Source organism: Methylosinus sp. H3A (assembly GCF_015709455.1).
Classification (GTDB): domain Bacteria; phylum Pseudomonadota; class Alphaproteobacteria; order Rhizobiales; family Beijerinckiaceae; genus Methylosinus.
Genome location: NZ_JADNQW010000005.1, coordinates 21,644 through 37,015, shown reverse-complemented (window position 1 = coordinate 37,015; position 15,372 = coordinate 21,644). Strand labels below are relative to the sequence as shown.

The window sequence follows — 15,372 nt, the reverse complement described above, 5'->3', positions numbered from 1 at the left end:
GCCACTGCGTGGCACGACGAGATGATGGGCTTACAGCGAAGGCGCGAGCAAAGCCTCTCTACTCGATGAGTTTGTAGATGCGTCTGCAGCGACTGCAAGATCGATGTTTAGGCGCGAGCCAAAAAGCGAAGCAATCCTCTCGGCAATGATCGCCCAATCGAATTGCTCTTTTGCTATTGCGCGCGCCCTCGAGCGGATCGCCTCGCTTCGATCGTCTTCCCAAATGCGAGAGCGCAAGAAGGCGACCAACTCGCTTTCGCTCTGCGTCGATATGTGCCATCCATTCGCAGAGACGCCGCGCGCGCCGAATTCATTGGCTACGATGAGACATCCGGCCGCCATATAGTCGAAGAGCTTCAAATTGGTGCCGCCGCCCGAAAACAATAATTGTAGAGCGAAGTCTGCCGAGCTCAGTAGCGCGATCTTGAGATCTTCTTCGACAAAATCGAACCATAGCTCGTCGAAAGCGACCTCAGGCCAGCCGGTGCGGTCCGCCTGCGCGATCGAACCAATCAGCGCGACAGCGCCGTCGAACCCCGCTCGCGCCAATAATTCACGCGATTTGAAGTAGGATTCGACATTCGGCCCATAGCCGCTACCCAAGAAAACCGCCAATGTCTTATCGCCAATCTGCAACTTGCTGCGAAGCTCGGCGCGACGGGCCCTGTTCCAGGCCGGATACTTCGAACAATCGACCCCATTGGGCGCGACAGTGACGAGACTGGGCTGCACATCGTACAACTGGATCAGACGCTCGGCGTCTGCCGCGCTTACCGCCGTGATGAAGTTGGCCTCGCGACAGGCCATTCTCTCTCCGTGAAACACAGTGTCCATGAAGGAAGCGATCTGCGCCGTGCCCAAGCCGCCTCGGAAATGCTGTTCCTTTATATCGTATTCGACATTGTATGATTCGTAGATTTTGATCGCGTTCTGCTTGGCGAATCCAAAACCCAGCAACGCGAGATAGGGGTGAGAGGCGATGACGACATCCGCCGCCCCTACGACCTGTCGCGCCTCGCACGCGAACTCGTCCGAGAATTGATATTCCCGAATGCATAGAACGTCGTGAGCAAGACGTCTCGTCTTCTCCAGAATGTGCCAGTAGTGGTGGAGGTCTCCCGTCGAGGCGGGGAAGACGATCACGTCGAAGCGGTCGGCGAGCTTATAGCGTCTGATGTGATCGCTTTGCCGAAAATCATAGGCGAGCAGCGTTACGTCGTGTTCCTTGGCGATGTTCTTGTAGACCGAGAGATAGCGCGTTTGTCCACCGTCCCGAACCGGCGTAATGTCGAATGTGGAAAGGACTACGATTTTCATCGGCGCGCTCCCTTCAAAACGTCGAGGAGCGTTCCGGCGACGCGATCCCAGTCGAAGCGCGAGGCGGCGTCATTCGCCTTCATGGCGAGGCGAGAACGCAGCTCCGAATTGGTCGTGAGCTCCAGAAGCCCATTTGCGATCGAGCTCACCGACAAAGGATCCACGAGAATGGCGGCGTCCTGTGCAATGTCCTGCATGCTGGTTTCCTGAGAGGTCAAGACCGGGACGCCGCACGCCAGCGCCTCCAGCACCGGCATGCCAAATCCTTCATAGATGCTGGGATAGGCGACGAACATCGCCCCCGAGTAGAGCGCCGATAGATCTTCGTTGTCGACGCCGCTCAGCACTTTCACATGTTCCGAAAGCCCGCGGCTCGTGATCAACCCCATCAATTCGTTATATCCCCAACCGTGAGAACCGACGATCACCAGCGCCGGTGGGTTTTGGACGCTGAGCCGAAATTCGTCGTAAGCCATCACGAGGCGAACGTGATTCTTGCGTGGCTCGAGCGTTCCCACGTTGAGAATGTAATCTCTCGGCAGAGCGAATTTCGCGAGCGCTGCGTCGACCGCGGAAGGTGGGCGCCGCGTGATCGCGCCGGGCCCGATCCAGGTGGTCGTCAGACGCTCTGCGTCGATGCCGACATTGTCGATGATGTCATTGCGGGTCGTATCGGAAATACAGAAAATGTGATCGGCTCTCTTGAACACATCGAGGACGTTTGCGAAATTTTCGATCGCGTCCTTGCCGAAGAAGTTCGGGAACATGACGGGGATCACGTCGAACGCCCAACTCGCCAGAGCGAGCCCGGGAATTGCGATTGGGATGAAATGGCTCGCAATATAAACGGTTGCGCCCATATCTTGGAGCTCTCGGCCCAGCTTCTTCAAATTATAGGTTCGCCGCTGCTCGATCGCGGCCTGCACGGCGCCGTTATAGCGACGGTCGAAGCGTCCGTCCGCGAGGCGATAGCGAAGCTTGTTTCGGATATGCACTCCGACGCGCACCTTGTCTACGCGGGAGAAAAACTCGACCGGGATATCCGCACATCCGTTCGTCCAGCGCCAAGCGAACTCAGGATCATGGTAGCCCGTTACGAGCCGGGCGTCCCCGAAGGAATATTCGTGTGATCCCTTCTCCGACTCGATGACGATCTTATCTACCGCCACTCCGAGAGTGCGCGAGTCGGGGACATTCAGCGTGTCGCAGGGACGTGACGCCCGGCTGCGCAAATACATCGCCTGTCGAGGGGGAGCGCCCTCATAGTGGAACCATAATCCGTTCGGCGACGGCGTTTCCATTGCCGGCGTGACCACGCCATCCACATCGAACCGTGCGAAGGGATTGTCGGTGAGAAGCGAAAAGGATCCGGCGGGCTTCAGGACATCGCGATAGATCACATGGGGCTTGAACGATAGCGCCGCCATCGCATCCGGTCGCACCTCGCCGAAATAAGGATCGGCGACAAAAATAAATTCGATATCTGGAGCAATTTTGACTGCGGCGTTCAGAAAACCGACGGACGTGTTGAATATTCCACCGCTGATCGATTGCTGAAAGGCGCCGGCGTCATATGCGATGATCATGAGTTCAACCCCGCGGAGATGTCGACGAACCCTCCCAAGAATGAGAGCCACTTTCTCGCAGTCGCTTCGGAGTAGAAATCTGTCACGCGATCCGCCTGCTCGCGGACGATTTCGTTGCGCAAGGTCTTGTCACGACGCAAGAGCTCTAAATATCCCGCGGGGATCGCCGGATCGAGCGTATCGAATTTGATCCCGGCCGTTCCCATTGTCTCGCCCACGGCCGTGCTCGAATACGCCAACACCGGACAACCGACGCTGAACGCCTCGAGCACCGGCACCATAAAGCCTTCATGTTCGCTCATTGAAATGAAAGCGTCGGACGCTGCGAAAAGGGTTTTGACTGCGAGCCCGCTTGCATTCTGATAAATCTTGACGTTCGACAATACGCCTCCCTGCACCGCCCGCCCGAGCAGGGCGTGAAAATATTCATTGTCCCAAATTTTCCCCGCGAGATGCAGCGACGCCGAGCGCCCGAAGAGCCTCTTATAGGCCGCCAGAATATCAATCAGAAGATCGTGCCGCTTGTTAGGCACGAAGCGTCCGACAAATACGATATTGACCTCTGATGAGGCCTTTATATCGAAGTATAATTCATTGTCGAGCTCGCGCGACGTGAAGAACGCGTCGTTGAAGAACACAGGGATAGTTTCCGGGTTCCGAAATCCAAACTCTCGCAACTCGGCCGAATTATAGTCCGAATCGCCGACGGCCGATTCGAAGGCGCTCGCGAAACGCCGCATTTGCCCGCGTGCGTGGTCACACAAATCTCCGAGAAAACTCATCGATCGATGACTGCGGAAAAAATGGCCCGGCGTTACATTGTGATAGATTAAAATCTTCCTGACAGGTAGATCAATAAGACTTTCGAGCTCGTCATTGAAAAACGAATAATGCAGCAAAAGCAGATCCGTGTCTCGCCAAGCCATGCGCTTCAACATGGAGGTCGAGAGCGTCGCATAATCGCTATTCACGATGTTGGAATCGGAACATGCGACATAGGACGCCACACCAAGTTCTCGAAGCGCCTGATGCAGGGAGGAAATCGAGGCTCCGATGGCGTCGGCGCTAATTACCGAGGGATGATATTGAACAACACGTGACATTCATCCTCACCAGGCAGATATTTCGATATCGAGACGCCGGGATCCGGAGATGGCGGCCGCCCAAAATCCCCGCCCGCACGATCGAGCCGAAGTATGTTGCTTCTTTTCCGTCGTCTCGGAGAAACGACGTATCAACCGCCAGAAGCTTTCCTCTCCGCCGAAGAGTCGGAGCGGGTCAGAGGCTCGAAGACCTTCATGTGCTGCTCCAATTGCTGCGTGACGCCGACGACGACGGCTTCGGCGACGTCGCTCACCTCCTGTTTCGCTTCCTCCAGGGCCTGCTGAAGCGTCGTTCTCTCGCGCCGCAAACCATCCACTTCTCCGGCGACCTTGGCGATTTCCGTAGACAGGCGGTCGATGGTCGAAGAGAGCGTCGTGACCTGTGCGGAAATCTGCGCCGAGAATTTGAGGAGGTAATTTCGTTGTTCGGTCAAATGAAGCAACAACGAATCCATCGTCGAAACGCTGCCCGTGAACGAAAGGGGCGGCAACTCGCTCGACGTCTCACTCTCGGCTTGCGCCCTCGCGCGCGTGACGAGCGCATGCGCAAATTCAGACAGTCGACGTTTCTCCGTCACCGATATCACTTTATTCATGGGAGCATTCCATTTTCATTGCTCTTACCGGGGGATGTATAATGAGCGCAATCGAGATGTCAATGAGCGCCCCCCGATTGTCGAACGCAGAAGACACCTCTATCGGGGGAGGGGGAAATGTCGCTTTCGAGGCTGGGCGGCGGAGTGTCATCGGAGGTTCGGATCGCCGGGCTGTGGGGCGATGTCGACGGTGATGGGGCCGGCGGAGGCATTTCCCCTGTTCGACGCCCGTGAGGCGGACGAACCGATCGACGCTCCTGTGCTCGAGAGAAATTCAAAAACTGGGATGGGCGACAGTCAAATTGGTTCGCGGGGGGCGTCCCCCTGTTGCGGGTCATTTGCGCAGAGCCCTTTCGGTGGTTTCGATTTCGGAGCCGAGATCGCCCGGAACGGCAAAGTGCCTGCGATGGTCGGTCTTGGCTTCCCCCTGCGTCATACAACAGGCGATCAAATCGACCCGCTGAAAAAACGCGTCGGAATGGCTCCGGATTTTGTTTGCTCTCGCCCGGGATGCGAGCGCGCTGATTGTCTTACGGATTGGTCCAGGAGCCTACCACAGATCCCGTGTGTCGTAATAAATGAACTGCCTCATATCGGATTTTTCTTGCTGAAACTCCTGTTGCGTTCGAAACCGAGATGCGGCGTCGTGATCTTCCCCTCGACGATCGTGCGAGCGGAAGCCGCAAATGCACTGATCCCCAGGACGAACGCCGCCGAATTTCTTCGAAGATGTGGCGCTCGGGCGCAAGGAGGTCTCTCGCGCAACCATGGGCCGTGTAGGCCCGTCGAGGGGATGACGTAATGCTCATTACTCGCGCATTGGGCGAGTTTTACGTCAACAACGCCGTGAGTGTAACCGAATGTGTAGAAAAATAAACAGATCAGGGCTCGTGCATACGAAAGCGACCTTTCAATCGTAGATTAGATAGTCGCTCATATCGTATTTGCGGCTCTTCGATGATTCATTTTCCGCGATGCGAGATAGCGATGGCGCAGCGCCGGGGCCCGCCTACTTTGCGCGCGTGAATCCTCACCCTACCCGACCGCGCCGAATTAACCCTTAAGTAAGTTAACGCATTGTTAACCATGCCAGCGTGAAATGACGACGCAGCTGGAGCGAGTCCACCGTTGACCCAACCTTCGACTCACATTCGTTTTCGTGGCCGATCCTTTCCGGTCCTCGCCCTCGAGCCGGACGCGCCGATCGCCGGATGGATCGAGCGGCTCGACGCCTGTCTCGAACATTCTCCGTCTTTCTTCTCCCGCAAGGCGATCGTCGTCGACGTGTCCAAGCTCGGCCTCGATCGCGACAGCGTGGCGGAACTCGTCGATCTGCTATCCGGGCGGAGCGTTCGCATCATGGGGTTGACCGGCGTCGATCCCTCCTGGGCTTGCGACGACCTGCCGCCGATTCTCACCAACGGCCACTCGATCGCCACCAGTGACGCTCTCGGGGAGGGCGGCGAGCCTATCGCGACGCTGACACCGAACGAGCGTGCGGCCTTCGAGGCGATCGCGCAGACTCTCGGCGGCGGAGAGCCCGCCGCGTCGGCGTCGAGCGTCGATCCCGAGCCGGAGAGAAACATCGCTCCGCTCGTCGTCGAAACGCCGGTGCGCTCGGGTCAATCGATTTTCCATCCGGAGGGCGACGTGATCGTGATCGGCTCGGTCTCTTCCGGCGCAGATGTGATCGCCGGCGGCTCTGTCCACGTATATGGAACCGTGCGCGGACGCATCATGGCCGGCGCCTATGGCGAATCGCGCGCGCGCATCTTCTGCCGCCGCCTCGAGGCGGAGCTTCTCGCGGTCGGCGGTTTCTATATGACGGCCGATGAAATTCGAGACGATGTGCGCGGACGAGCGGTCCATGCTCGGCTCGAGGACGAAACGATCAAAATCACCAAACTCGATTGAGAGGGACGGTAAAAAAATGCCCAAGATATTGGTCGTCACTTCCGGCAAAGGTGGGGTCGGCAAGACGACGTCGACCGCCGCGCTCGGCGCAGCGCTCGCTCAGTCGAATCAAAAGGTCGCCGTCGTGGACTTCGACGTCGGCCTGCGCAATCTCGATCTCGTCATGGGGGCCGAGCGGCGGGTCGTGTACGATCTCATCAATGTCGCGCAGGGCGACGCCAAGCTCCATCAGGCGCTCATTCGCGACAAGCGGCTCGACAATCTCTATCTTCTCCCGGCTTCCCAGACCAGGGACAAAGACGCTCTGACGGAAGAGGGTGTGCGCCGCGTCATCGACGAATTGCGCGAGCGTTTCGACTGGATCGTCTGCGACAGCCCTGCTGGAATAGAGCGCGGCGCGACGCTCGCCATGCGCTTCGCCGACGTGGCCGTCGTCGTCGCCAATCCTGAAGTCTCATCGGTGCGCGATTCCGACCGCATCATCGGTCTCCTCGACGCCAAGACCGAGATCGCCGAGAAGGGAGGGCGCATGGAGAAGCATCTGCTGCTGACGCGCTATGATGCGGGCCGCGCGGCGCGCGGTGAAATGTTGAATGTCGACGATGTGCTGGAAATTTTGTCCATCCCGCTGCTCGGCATCATTCCTGAGAGCGACGATGTTCTGCGCGCATCGAATGTCGGGACGCCCGTCACCCTTCACAGCGGGACGAGCGCGCCGTCGCGCGCTTATGCCGACGCCGCGAGGCGTCTGTGCGGCGCGGAAGTGCCGATGGACATACCGTCCGACAAGAAGGGACTTCTCGTCAGGCTCTTTGGCCGGAGGGCTGCATGAAACTGTTCGATTTCTTCAATCGCCGCGCATCGGCGCCGGTCGCGCGCGAGCGTCTGCAAATTCTACTCGCGCATGAGCGCGCGTCTGTGTCCAATTCCAATCTGGTCGCTCTCTTGCACAGGGAGGTGCTCGCCGCCGTCTCGAAGCATATCGAGATCGACCCGGACAAAGTGGAGATCAAGCTGCGCGAAGGCGATCAAGTGTCGCTGCTCGAGATCGACATAGAGATTTCGGCGACCGCGCCGATGCGTGACGCGCTTTCAGAAGCGGCTGCGTGACGCCGCGCCTATCCCTCGAAGCGAGCGGCGATATGCCGCTCGCAAGTCCTCGCCGCTCGAGGTCAGCGCAACGCCAGCAGATGGCCTCTAGTCATACGTTCGAGCAGGAGGCTCATGACAATCGCTCCGAGCGCGAACTCCAAGACGTAAGCGCGGTCCAGAAAGCCGACTCCCACTCCGTCGTAATAGGCGAATCGTAGCCATTCGATCGACTGTGCAATCGGATTATAGGATTGCATCGTGCGATAGGGCTCCGGCAGATTATCCGGCAGAAAAACAGTCCCAGAGCCCAGCCACAGCAAAATGCGGAACAGAGCGAAAATCATCGCCCATATCGGCACGGCAAGCGCCAGCGTGCCATTGAAGAAGCCCATGCCAACGCCGAGAAGTATCGAGGCGCCATAGGCGCAGGCCGCTTGTTCGATATCTCGCGGCATCAGATTCTCGCCGGCCGCCCATCCGATGACGATGAGGATCAGAACGACAGTGCAGGAGGAGAGAATCTCCAGCACGATGCTCGCGAGCAGCGCATCGAGCACTTTGACCTCCGGAAAGGCGAAGAGGGGCCGGTTCAAGAGCACGGATGTCATCATGAATGTGGACAGATAGGCCTGCACCTGAAACGGCACGGCTCCGGTCGCCACGAAAAGCACCATGCTTTCCCCGACGGGCGCCATGCGGTTGTTGGCGCCCATCAGAATGATGACCATCAGAGTGTGCAGGAGCGGCCAGGCGATGGCGATCAGATAGCCGAGGCCGTGACCGAAAAATCGCGTGCGGATGTTGCGCAGCATCAAAGCGAGCAACACCTGCCGCTGGCGCCGAAAGGCCTCGCGGAACTCCGATGTTTCACTCTGCGCGGCGTACATAGGCTACCTCCACTCGGTTTCGGCGATGTCCGAGTCGACGATCGGATCGCTTGCGCGGTTCAGGTGGCGAAGGGCTCCGCCTCGGATAGGTCTCGAATGTGGCGCTGATGCGGCGTGGGTGTCGTCGAGCCGACACCCGGACTCCGCCGTCTCGAAGGAGACGCGATCGAGCGTCATTCGCGTGTCGTTGGCTTCGATCGCGCCCTGGGACGCCGTTGTGGCGGCGAGCTTTCGCGGGCAAAAGTCACCTGATCGATTGTCGCATTCTAGCTGATTGATTCAATATCGTAATAACTCTACGCAGGCAAGATCGGCCTCGGCCACCGAAGTGGTCCGGCCGGCGCCGGGAGTCCGAGCTGGTAGCGAGGCGGTAAGTCGTTTCTTGATCCGGCGGCGGCTTTCTCTTAAAGATTTGAACGGTGCCAGCGTGTTCTTCCTGGCGGAATGTCGGCGAAGCGGGCCGTTTCGATGCGCAAAATCCAGAGTGTGATTTCGATCTGCGCGATCCTGTTCGGCGCTCCCGGCCTCGCGGCGCCGTCGGGCGTCAGCGTCGAGCCAGAGGCGCTCGCGCATTATTCCTATTGCGTCAACGAAGCGAAGGATCGCAGCTTCGTCTTCGTCCTTTCGCGGCAGATTCTCTACCGCTGCCACGGGGATGTCGCGATCTCCTATTTCAATTACCTCGGCCATCATCGCGTGCCGGATCGGCGCATCGAGGATGAGACCGGCGTCTATCTCTTTCGGACGATCAGTGGCGTCGGGCGATGCTGGAACAAGATTTTCGACCAAGCGGGTCTACCCATCTCCGACTTCGGTTGCGAGATTTTCGTCGATATCTGAGTGTTTCGGCGCGCCGCCGCGCGTCGCTCGGCGAAACCGGCGCCGCGATATTGACCGCGCGAGGGGAGGGCGGCGCGCTGGCGCATGTCGCCTGGACAGCCCTCGCAGGGCTCGCCTTCGTCTTTCTCGATTCTGGGCAACTCGGTTGGTGGGCGGCGCCGACGCTCGTCTTGTTCGGCGCGCTGGCGCTCGCCGCTGTGTTCGACGCGCGCTATCTCGTGATTCCCGATGGTCCGCTGATCATTCTGTTGCTGCTCGGCCTAGCGATCCTGCCGCCGGATGTTCACGACGCCGCGCTGCGCCTCGCGGCGGCGGGCTGCGGCTATGGGGCGTTGCGCGCGATCGATGCAGCCTATCGGCTGCTGCGGGGGCGCGCCGGCCTCGGCCTCGCCGACGCCCATCTGCTGGGAATCGCGGGCCTGTGGCTGGGGCCCGCGGCTTTGCCCGGCTGTCTGCTCATCGCGGTCGTCTCGGCGTTCGCTTCGGCGCTTTTGGCGGCGCGTGACGGCGCGCTCGGCAATGTGGCTCAGCCCATACCCTTCGGTCCCCATCTCGCGCTCGGCTTCTGGCTGTGTTGGAGCCTCGGGCCGCTCGAGGTGGGATGAAACGCGTCATAGGGGATTTTGCCGAATGCGAACGACGAAGGAGGAGTCGATGAGCTTGCCGTTGCGCTTCGCCGTCAGCCGCACCGACACGAGCTTCGGCGCCGTCATGCGCTCCACCCAATTCTTCGTCCAGACGGGGGCCGCGTTCGGCTCCGGCGCGCCGAAATAGGCGAGCTCGAAAGCAGCGAGGCCGCGCAGCGCGGTCGCGGAGCGCGTCGGTCCGCCGGCTCCGCGGCTCCACGCCTCCGGCCGCAGCACGCCGGAGCGTACGTCGAGATCGTCGCCTGAAGCGGCGATCTCCGTCAGCGCGGGGCCACCCCAATCCGCGCCGCCGTCGCTCGTCGTCACGAGGCGAATACGATCCGGGCGGCCCTCTATGGCGACTGTCGGCGCGCCATCCCTCTTATCGAGGAGAATGGGAAAAGCGCGGGACAAAATGGCCTCGAGCGCGCCGGCGGCCTCCTCGACCTCCTGGACGCCCTCATAATCACGACCTGTCTCCCAGACGCGCTTGCCGAGACGAAAGCCCCCGGCGATCGTCCCGACAATGAGCGACATCAGCGCGATCGAGAGCAGCGCTTCGATCAGGGTGAAGCCGCGGGCGCGGCGTGGGAGCTTCATCGCTGCGGCCTGCTCGCGTCGATCTTGACCGTGCGAAGCGTCAGAATGTCGCCCGGCGCGACATCGCCCGGCCGGCGTATGGTGAGCCCCACGAAACAGCCGATCGTTTCGCCGAGGCCGCCGAGGTCGGGGGCCGACCGGCAGGGGCCGATCGCGAGCGACCAGAGCAGCCCGTCCGCATAGCGTCCCGAGGTCTCGCCGACGATGAGCGGCGCCGCGACGCCCAGCGCTTCCAACTGCGAGCGTCCCTGTCGCGTGGCGCGCAGCAGAAAATCGCCACGGCTCTCGTTGCGCGCGCCGCCGCCGACTCCCTGGAGCAGGCTGCCCAGCACCAGCGTGAGGATCAAAAAGGCGGCGAGCGCCTCGATCAGCGCGAAGCCGCTGCGCCGGGCTTTCGAGAGGCGCGCGACGCACGCTGGAGAGCCCTTCGATCCAGTGCGATCGGATGGCGCTCCAGCTTTCATTCGGTGGAGCGAAGTCTGATCGATCGAACGACTCCGTTCGCTCGGAAAGCGCTCTAATGGAAGGCGCATCTCGTCGCTCCGGTGAGCCAATTCACGGCGATTTCGGCGCGTGCGCCGGAAAGGGCGATCGTCAGTCCGCCTCCCGAAGAGCCGCCGTGGGGAAAAAAGACGATAGCCGCGCGCGAGGGCTCCGCTCGCTGGCGCTCGGAAACGGCGAGTTCGATCGCGGCGTCTTCCGGCAGCGCCGTCGCGGCGACGGCCATCGAGAAGAAGGCTCTGCGACGCAGGTCTATCGTCAGCGCCTGCTCGCTGGCGGTGGCGATCGCCCGCAAACGCGTCGCCCGCAGCCCGGAGCAGAGCGCCCGCGTCGCGCTCTCGACGCGCAGGCGCGGCGAGGGCCGGCGGGTGAATTGACTGGCCATTCCGCCGAGCAGCGCCACGATCGCCAGCACGGCGAGCATCTCCAGCAAGGAGAAGCCGCTCCTGCGTGCGGCGCCGCGGGCGAAAGGGGGCCTCATCGCAAGGCGAGATCATTGATGCCGAGAACGGCGTCCATCATCGTCATCACCAGGCCGCCGACGACGGCCGCGATGAGAATGGTGAGGGTCGGCGTGACGAGACCGACCGCGCGCTCGAGGCTTCGCTGCGTCTGCCGTTCGAACATGGAGGCGAGGCGCAGCAGCATGTCGTCGAGCCGGCCGGCCTCTTCGCCGATGCGCGTCATCGTCGCCGTCGTCGGCGGAAGCCGTTCGACGCGCTCCAGCGCCGCGCTCAGCGCGCCGCCGCCGCGCACCGTCTCGATGACTTTCGCGAGCTCCGCGGAGAAATAGCGGTCCGAAAGCACGGCGCGTGCGCTCTCGAGTCCCTGCAGCAGCGGCACGCCGGCTTTCAGCGAGGAGCCGAGCGTATAGGCGAAGCGCGCGGTCTGCAATTTGGCGCTCAGCGGGCCGGCGTAGGGCAGAGCGAGCAGAGCGCGATCGAAGCGCACGCCGAAATCTGGGCTCGCCGCGGCGTATCTCCGCAGCGTGACGGCGAGAGCGGTGAGGAGCGCGATGGCGCCGACGCCCCATCGCCAATTCGCCGAGACGTCGATGACGAATTGCAGGCCGGCCGGCATGGGTTGACCGCTGTCGACGAAGATCGGCGCAATATTGGGGACGAGCGTGCCGAGCACGACGGACGTCGAGACGATCGCCAGCACGATGAGCAACGCCGGATAGACGAGTCCGCTCTGAATGCGGGCGCGCATCTCGAGGCGGCGCTCCAGAATATCGGCCATGTCGGCGAGCGCCTGCGCCGCCTTGCCCATGGTTTCGCCGGCGCGCACGATGCTGATGTAATCGGGCCCGAAGAGATCGGTCCGTGTCGCCAGAGCGTCGGACAGCGATGCGCCGTCGACGACGCGCCGCAAGATTTCGTCCGCCAGCGCGCGCAGCGCCGGCGTGGCGCTCTGCGTCGCCAGCAGCCGCAGGCTGTGGTCGAGTGGAACGTCGGCCTGCTCCAGCGTCGCGAATTCCCGCGTGAAGGAGGCGATATCGGCCGGCGAAGGCTTGCGGGCGCCCAATTGCAACGTCAGCAGCGATCCCTTGCCGCCGGCGCGCGTCTCGCGCAGCGAGAGGGGCGTGAGCCCGCGCCGCCACAATGCGTCCTCGGCGTCCTCGCTGGAGCGCGCCTCTATGTCGCCCTCGATGAGGTCGCCGGTCGACGAATAGGCGCGGTAGCGAAAAATGGACATGTCAATCGATCTGCGTCACGCGCAGCACTTCGTCGACGCTGGTCTCGCCGCGCCAGGCCTTGCCCATGCCGCATTGATACATCGTCGTCATGCCGGCCTCGCGCGCCGCCGCCGTCATCGTCGCCTCGGGAGCGGCCTCGCAGACGAGCCGCCGCATGGGCTCGTTCATGATGAGCATTTCTGCGATCGTCGAGCGCCCGGCGTAGCCGGTCTGCCGGCAGGAGGGACAGCCGACCGGCGCGCCGAGCCGCTCCGGCTCGCGCGCGAAGCCTTCGCCGGCGAGCCGGCTGCGCCAAGTCGCGCGCTCGGGCAGCGGGCGGCTGCAGGAGCGGCACAAGCGCCGCACCAGACGCTGCGCCATGATCGCCTTGACCGTCGAGGCGATGAGATAGGGCTCGACGCCCATGTCGATGAGGCGCGTGATCGAGCCGACGGCGCTATTGGTGTGCAGCGTCGAGAAGACGAGATGACCCGTCAATGACGCTTGTATGGCGATCTTCGCCGTCTCGGCGTCGCGGATCTCGCCGATCATGATGATGTCCGGGTCTTGGCGCAGCATGGCGCGCAGGCTCGATGGAAAATCGAGGCCGATCGCCGGCTGCACCTGCACCTGATTGACGCCGGCGAGCTGATATTCGATGGGGTCTTCGACGGTGAACACCTTCACCTCCGGATTGGCGAGCTCCTTGAGCGCAGTGTACAGCGTCGTCGTCTTGCCGCTGCCGGTCGGGCCGGTGACGAGCACGATGCCATTGGGGCTGCGCATCACCTTGCGCAGCGAGGCGATGACGCCTGGCTCGAAGCCGAGCGCGTCGAAGTCGAGCGCGACCTGGCTGCGGTCGAGAATGCGAAGCACGATGCTCTCGCCATGCGCCGTCGGAATGGTCGAGACGCGAAAATCGATATCGACGCCGCGCACCGCGAGCTTGATGCGGCCGTCCTGCGGCAGCCGCCGCTCGGCGATGTCGAGCCGCGCCATGATTTTTATGCGCGAGGTGATGGCGGCTTTGAGGCCCGGCGGCAGCGTGTCGACCGTGCGCAGCGCGCCGTCGATGCGATAGCGCACTTGCACCGCGTCGAGCCCGGGCTCGATATGAATGTCGGAGGCGCGCGCCTCGATCGCTCCGCCGACGATCTGATTGACGCGGCGAATGACCGGCGCCTCATTGGCGATGTCGCGCAACCGTTGCAGATCGAAGTCGCTGGCGTCGTCGGCCCTTATGTCGGCCTCGACGAGGGTGGAGCCGTCGGAGCGATCGCCATAGAGGCTGGCCCAGGCCTTTTCGAACAAAGCCGGCGTCGCGATGCGCAGATCGAGCGCGAGGCCCGTGGAATAGGCGAGCGCCTCCATGGGGCCGTTGTCCAGCGGATCGGTCACCGCCAGGGTGAGCCGCTCGCCGGTCGCCGCGAGCGGGAGAATGCCGTTGGCGCGGATGAATTTTTTCGGAATTCGCGCCTCGAGCACCGGCTCGCCCGGCGTCTCCTCCGCGGACATCACGGGAATCTGCAGGAAATTGCCGAGATGAATGCAGAGATCGTTTTCCGAGACGAGGCCGAGCTTCGTCAACACATGGTCGAAACGTTCGCCGCTCTGGCGCGCCGCCCTTTGCGAGCGTTGCAGGGCCAGCTCGTCGACGACGCTCTCACGAAGCAGATAGGCGCCGAACTCCTCCAGCAGCGCGCCGCTCTGGGCGCTCGGCCGGGGCGGCGTCTCGCGTGAAAATACGCCATCGGTCATCGAAAGAACTCGCTCGAAAAGCTCCGTCGTCTCGGGCGCTCCGCCGCGGGACTGGACGGAGCGCTGGCGCTGCGTGGGATCGGATGGTAGCCTCGCGAGGTTCCGGGCGCAATCGCGCCGCGTAGCGAACGAGTGATCGTGCATGTCGTCGGCGTCGGTCGAGCCGGGGCGCCTGTCTGGGAGAGCCCGGCGCATACTTTATGTCTCATGTATTTGCGCGGCGATCTCGCCGTTGCTGCTCGTCGCGCCTCGTGCAAGGGCCGCATCGTCATTCCTGTTCGACTCGCCGAAGGCTTGCGCCGCTTCGGGACGCTTCTCGCGGCAAAGTTGCGCGAATGCTTTCGCCAATTCGCTCGTCGAATTGCGCGAGCGCATTCCGAATTTCCCTACACGATGGAAATGTCAGTTGAAATACCGGCTCTGCGAGAAGGACTCCGGCGCCGAGGAGGCCTATCGGCCGTCATTGCTCGGCGTCGAGATCGTGACCCGCGGCGGCGAGCCCGTCGTGACGCCAATTCTCGCGATCGAGACGCCGCCCCGCGCCTTCGCGGCGCAGCCGATCTCGCGATTGGTCGAGCGGGATTTCTCCGCGGGCTTCGCGCCGATCCTGCCGGCGGGGCGTTTCCAGGCGAAAGGGAAGGGCCCGGAGGACGCGCCGGACAATTCCTTCGACACGACGGTCGATGTCGACGAGCCGCCGCTTCGCGAGGAGGCGGCGTCGGCGACGCGCGAGTCTTCGGCCGCGCGGCGTCAGCGCCTGCGCGCGGCGCCTTTCGTCCAATGATTTTGTCATCAGGCGGTGAAAGTCGCTCGGTATTGGCGGCTAGACCTCGACCGTGCTAAGGACCGCTGCGTATATCGATCTCACTTGAAT

The 15,372-nt window shown here is 62.2% G+C and carries 16 protein-coding genes; 6 read left to right on the top strand and 10 right to left on the bottom strand.

Translation table 11 applies throughout. The features are described from left to right. Positions 1–30: 30 nt before the first annotated feature. The 4 genes from IY145_RS02975 to IY145_RS02960 form a co-directional block, all read right to left on the bottom strand. The gene (locus IY145_RS02975) at positions 31–1,317 is read right to left on the bottom strand and encodes a glycosyltransferase family 4 protein (RefSeq protein ID WP_196406853.1); all 1,287 of its coding nucleotides are present in this window, start codon (positions 1,315–1,317) and stop codon (positions 31–33) included. Then, positions 1,314–2,903 (bottom strand): glycosyltransferase family 1 protein, encoded by a 1,590-nt coding sequence (locus tag IY145_RS02970; RefSeq protein ID WP_196406852.1) that lies wholly within the window; start codon positions 2,901–2,903, stop codon positions 1,314–1,316. The genes IY145_RS02975 and IY145_RS02970 overlap by 4 nt, the downstream gene beginning before the upstream one ends. Further along, positions 2,900–4,006 carry a glycosyltransferase family 4 protein gene (locus IY145_RS02965; RefSeq protein WP_196406851.1) on the bottom strand — a complete coding sequence of 369 codons (1,107 nt, stop codon included), beginning with the start codon at positions 4,004–4,006 and terminating at the stop codon, positions 2,900–2,902. Before IY145_RS02965 ends, IY145_RS02970 begins: the two co-directional genes overlap by 4 nt. A 131-nt stretch (positions 4,007–4,137) precedes the next feature. Then, entirely contained in the window at positions 4,138–4,602 is a 465-nt protein-coding gene (locus tag IY145_RS02960; protein WP_196406850.1) for a hypothetical protein, read from the bottom strand. 1,128 nt (positions 4,603–5,730) lie between these two features. Between IY145_RS02960 and minC the strand changes: the two genes are divergently transcribed. Genes minC through minE form a run of 3 tightly spaced genes read left to right on the top strand, consistent with a single transcriptional unit; the run spans position 5,731 to position 7,626 of the window. Continuing rightward, a complete protein-coding gene (minC, locus tag IY145_RS02955; protein WP_196406849.1) occupies positions 5,731–6,516 on the top strand; it encodes a septum site-determining protein MinC in 786 nt (261 codons plus the stop codon). Positions 6,517–6,532: 16 nt separating this feature from the next. Continuing rightward, positions 6,533–7,348 (top strand): septum site-determining protein MinD, encoded by an 816-nt coding sequence (minD, locus tag IY145_RS02950; RefSeq protein ID WP_196406848.1) that lies wholly within the window; start codon positions 6,533–6,535, stop codon positions 7,346–7,348. Further along, the gene (gene minE / locus IY145_RS02945) at positions 7,345–7,626 is read left to right on the top strand and encodes a cell division topological specificity factor MinE (protein WP_196406847.1); all 282 of its coding nucleotides are present in this window, start codon (positions 7,345–7,347) and stop codon (positions 7,624–7,626) included. Before minD ends, minE begins: the two co-directional genes overlap by 4 nt. Positions 7,627–7,688: 62 nt before the next feature. Here the strand turns inward: minE and IY145_RS02940 are convergent, their stop codons facing one another. Beyond that, positions 7,689–8,495: an ABC transporter permease gene (locus tag IY145_RS02940; protein WP_196406846.1), complete on the bottom strand. Its 807-nt coding sequence runs from the start codon at positions 8,493–8,495 to the stop codon at positions 7,689–7,691. Positions 8,496–8,963: 468 nt separating this feature from the next. Between IY145_RS02940 and IY145_RS02935 the strand changes: the two genes are divergently transcribed. Then, entirely contained in the window at positions 8,964–9,335 is a 372-nt protein-coding gene (locus IY145_RS02935) for a hypothetical protein (protein ID WP_196406845.1), read from the top strand. A gap of 50 nt (positions 9,336–9,385) precedes the next feature. Continuing rightward, positions 9,386–9,940 (top strand): A24 family peptidase, encoded by a 555-nt coding sequence (locus IY145_RS02930; RefSeq protein ID WP_246721741.1) that lies wholly within the window; start codon positions 9,386–9,388, stop codon positions 9,938–9,940. Between the two features lie 6 nt (positions 9,941–9,946). On the opposite strand, the gene IY145_RS02925 is transcribed toward IY145_RS02930, so the two are convergent. The 5 genes from IY145_RS02925 to IY145_RS02905 are packed head-to-tail and all read right to left on the bottom strand — an operon-like array spanning position 9,947 to position 14,498. Beyond that, complete coding sequence (locus tag IY145_RS02925; protein WP_196406844.1) at positions 9,947–10,561, bottom strand: type II secretion system protein J; 615 nt, start codon at positions 10,559–10,561, stop codon at positions 9,947–9,949. Then, the gene (locus IY145_RS02920) at positions 10,558–11,025 is read right to left on the bottom strand and encodes a type II secretion system protein (RefSeq protein ID WP_196406843.1); all 468 of its coding nucleotides are present in this window, start codon (positions 11,023–11,025) and stop codon (positions 10,558–10,560) included. Before IY145_RS02920 ends, IY145_RS02925 begins: the two co-directional genes overlap by 4 nt. Positions 11,026–11,078: 53 nt before the next feature. Further along, positions 11,079–11,543 carry a prepilin-type N-terminal cleavage/methylation domain-containing protein gene (locus IY145_RS02915; RefSeq protein ID WP_196406842.1) on the bottom strand — a complete coding sequence of 155 codons (465 nt, stop codon included), beginning with the start codon at positions 11,541–11,543 and terminating at the stop codon, positions 11,079–11,081. Next, on the bottom strand, positions 11,540–12,760 hold the full coding sequence (locus tag IY145_RS02910) for a type II secretion system F family protein (protein WP_196406841.1): 1,221 nt from the start codon (positions 12,758–12,760) through the stop codon (positions 11,540–11,542). Before IY145_RS02910 ends, IY145_RS02915 begins: the two co-directional genes overlap by 4 nt. 1 nt (position 12,761) lies before the next feature. Continuing rightward, the gene (locus IY145_RS02905; protein WP_196406840.1) at positions 12,762–14,498 is read right to left on the bottom strand and encodes a GspE/PulE family protein; all 1,737 of its coding nucleotides are present in this window, start codon (positions 14,496–14,498) and stop codon (positions 12,762–12,764) included. A 142-nt stretch (positions 14,499–14,640) separates the two neighbouring features. Here IY145_RS02905 and IY145_RS02900 point away from each other — a divergent pair, with 142 nt between their 5' ends. Next, positions 14,641–15,282: a DUF1190 domain-containing protein gene (locus tag IY145_RS02900; protein WP_246721739.1), complete on the top strand. Its 642-nt coding sequence runs from the start codon at positions 14,641–14,643 to the stop codon at positions 15,280–15,282. Positions 15,283–15,372: the final 90 nt, after the last annotated feature.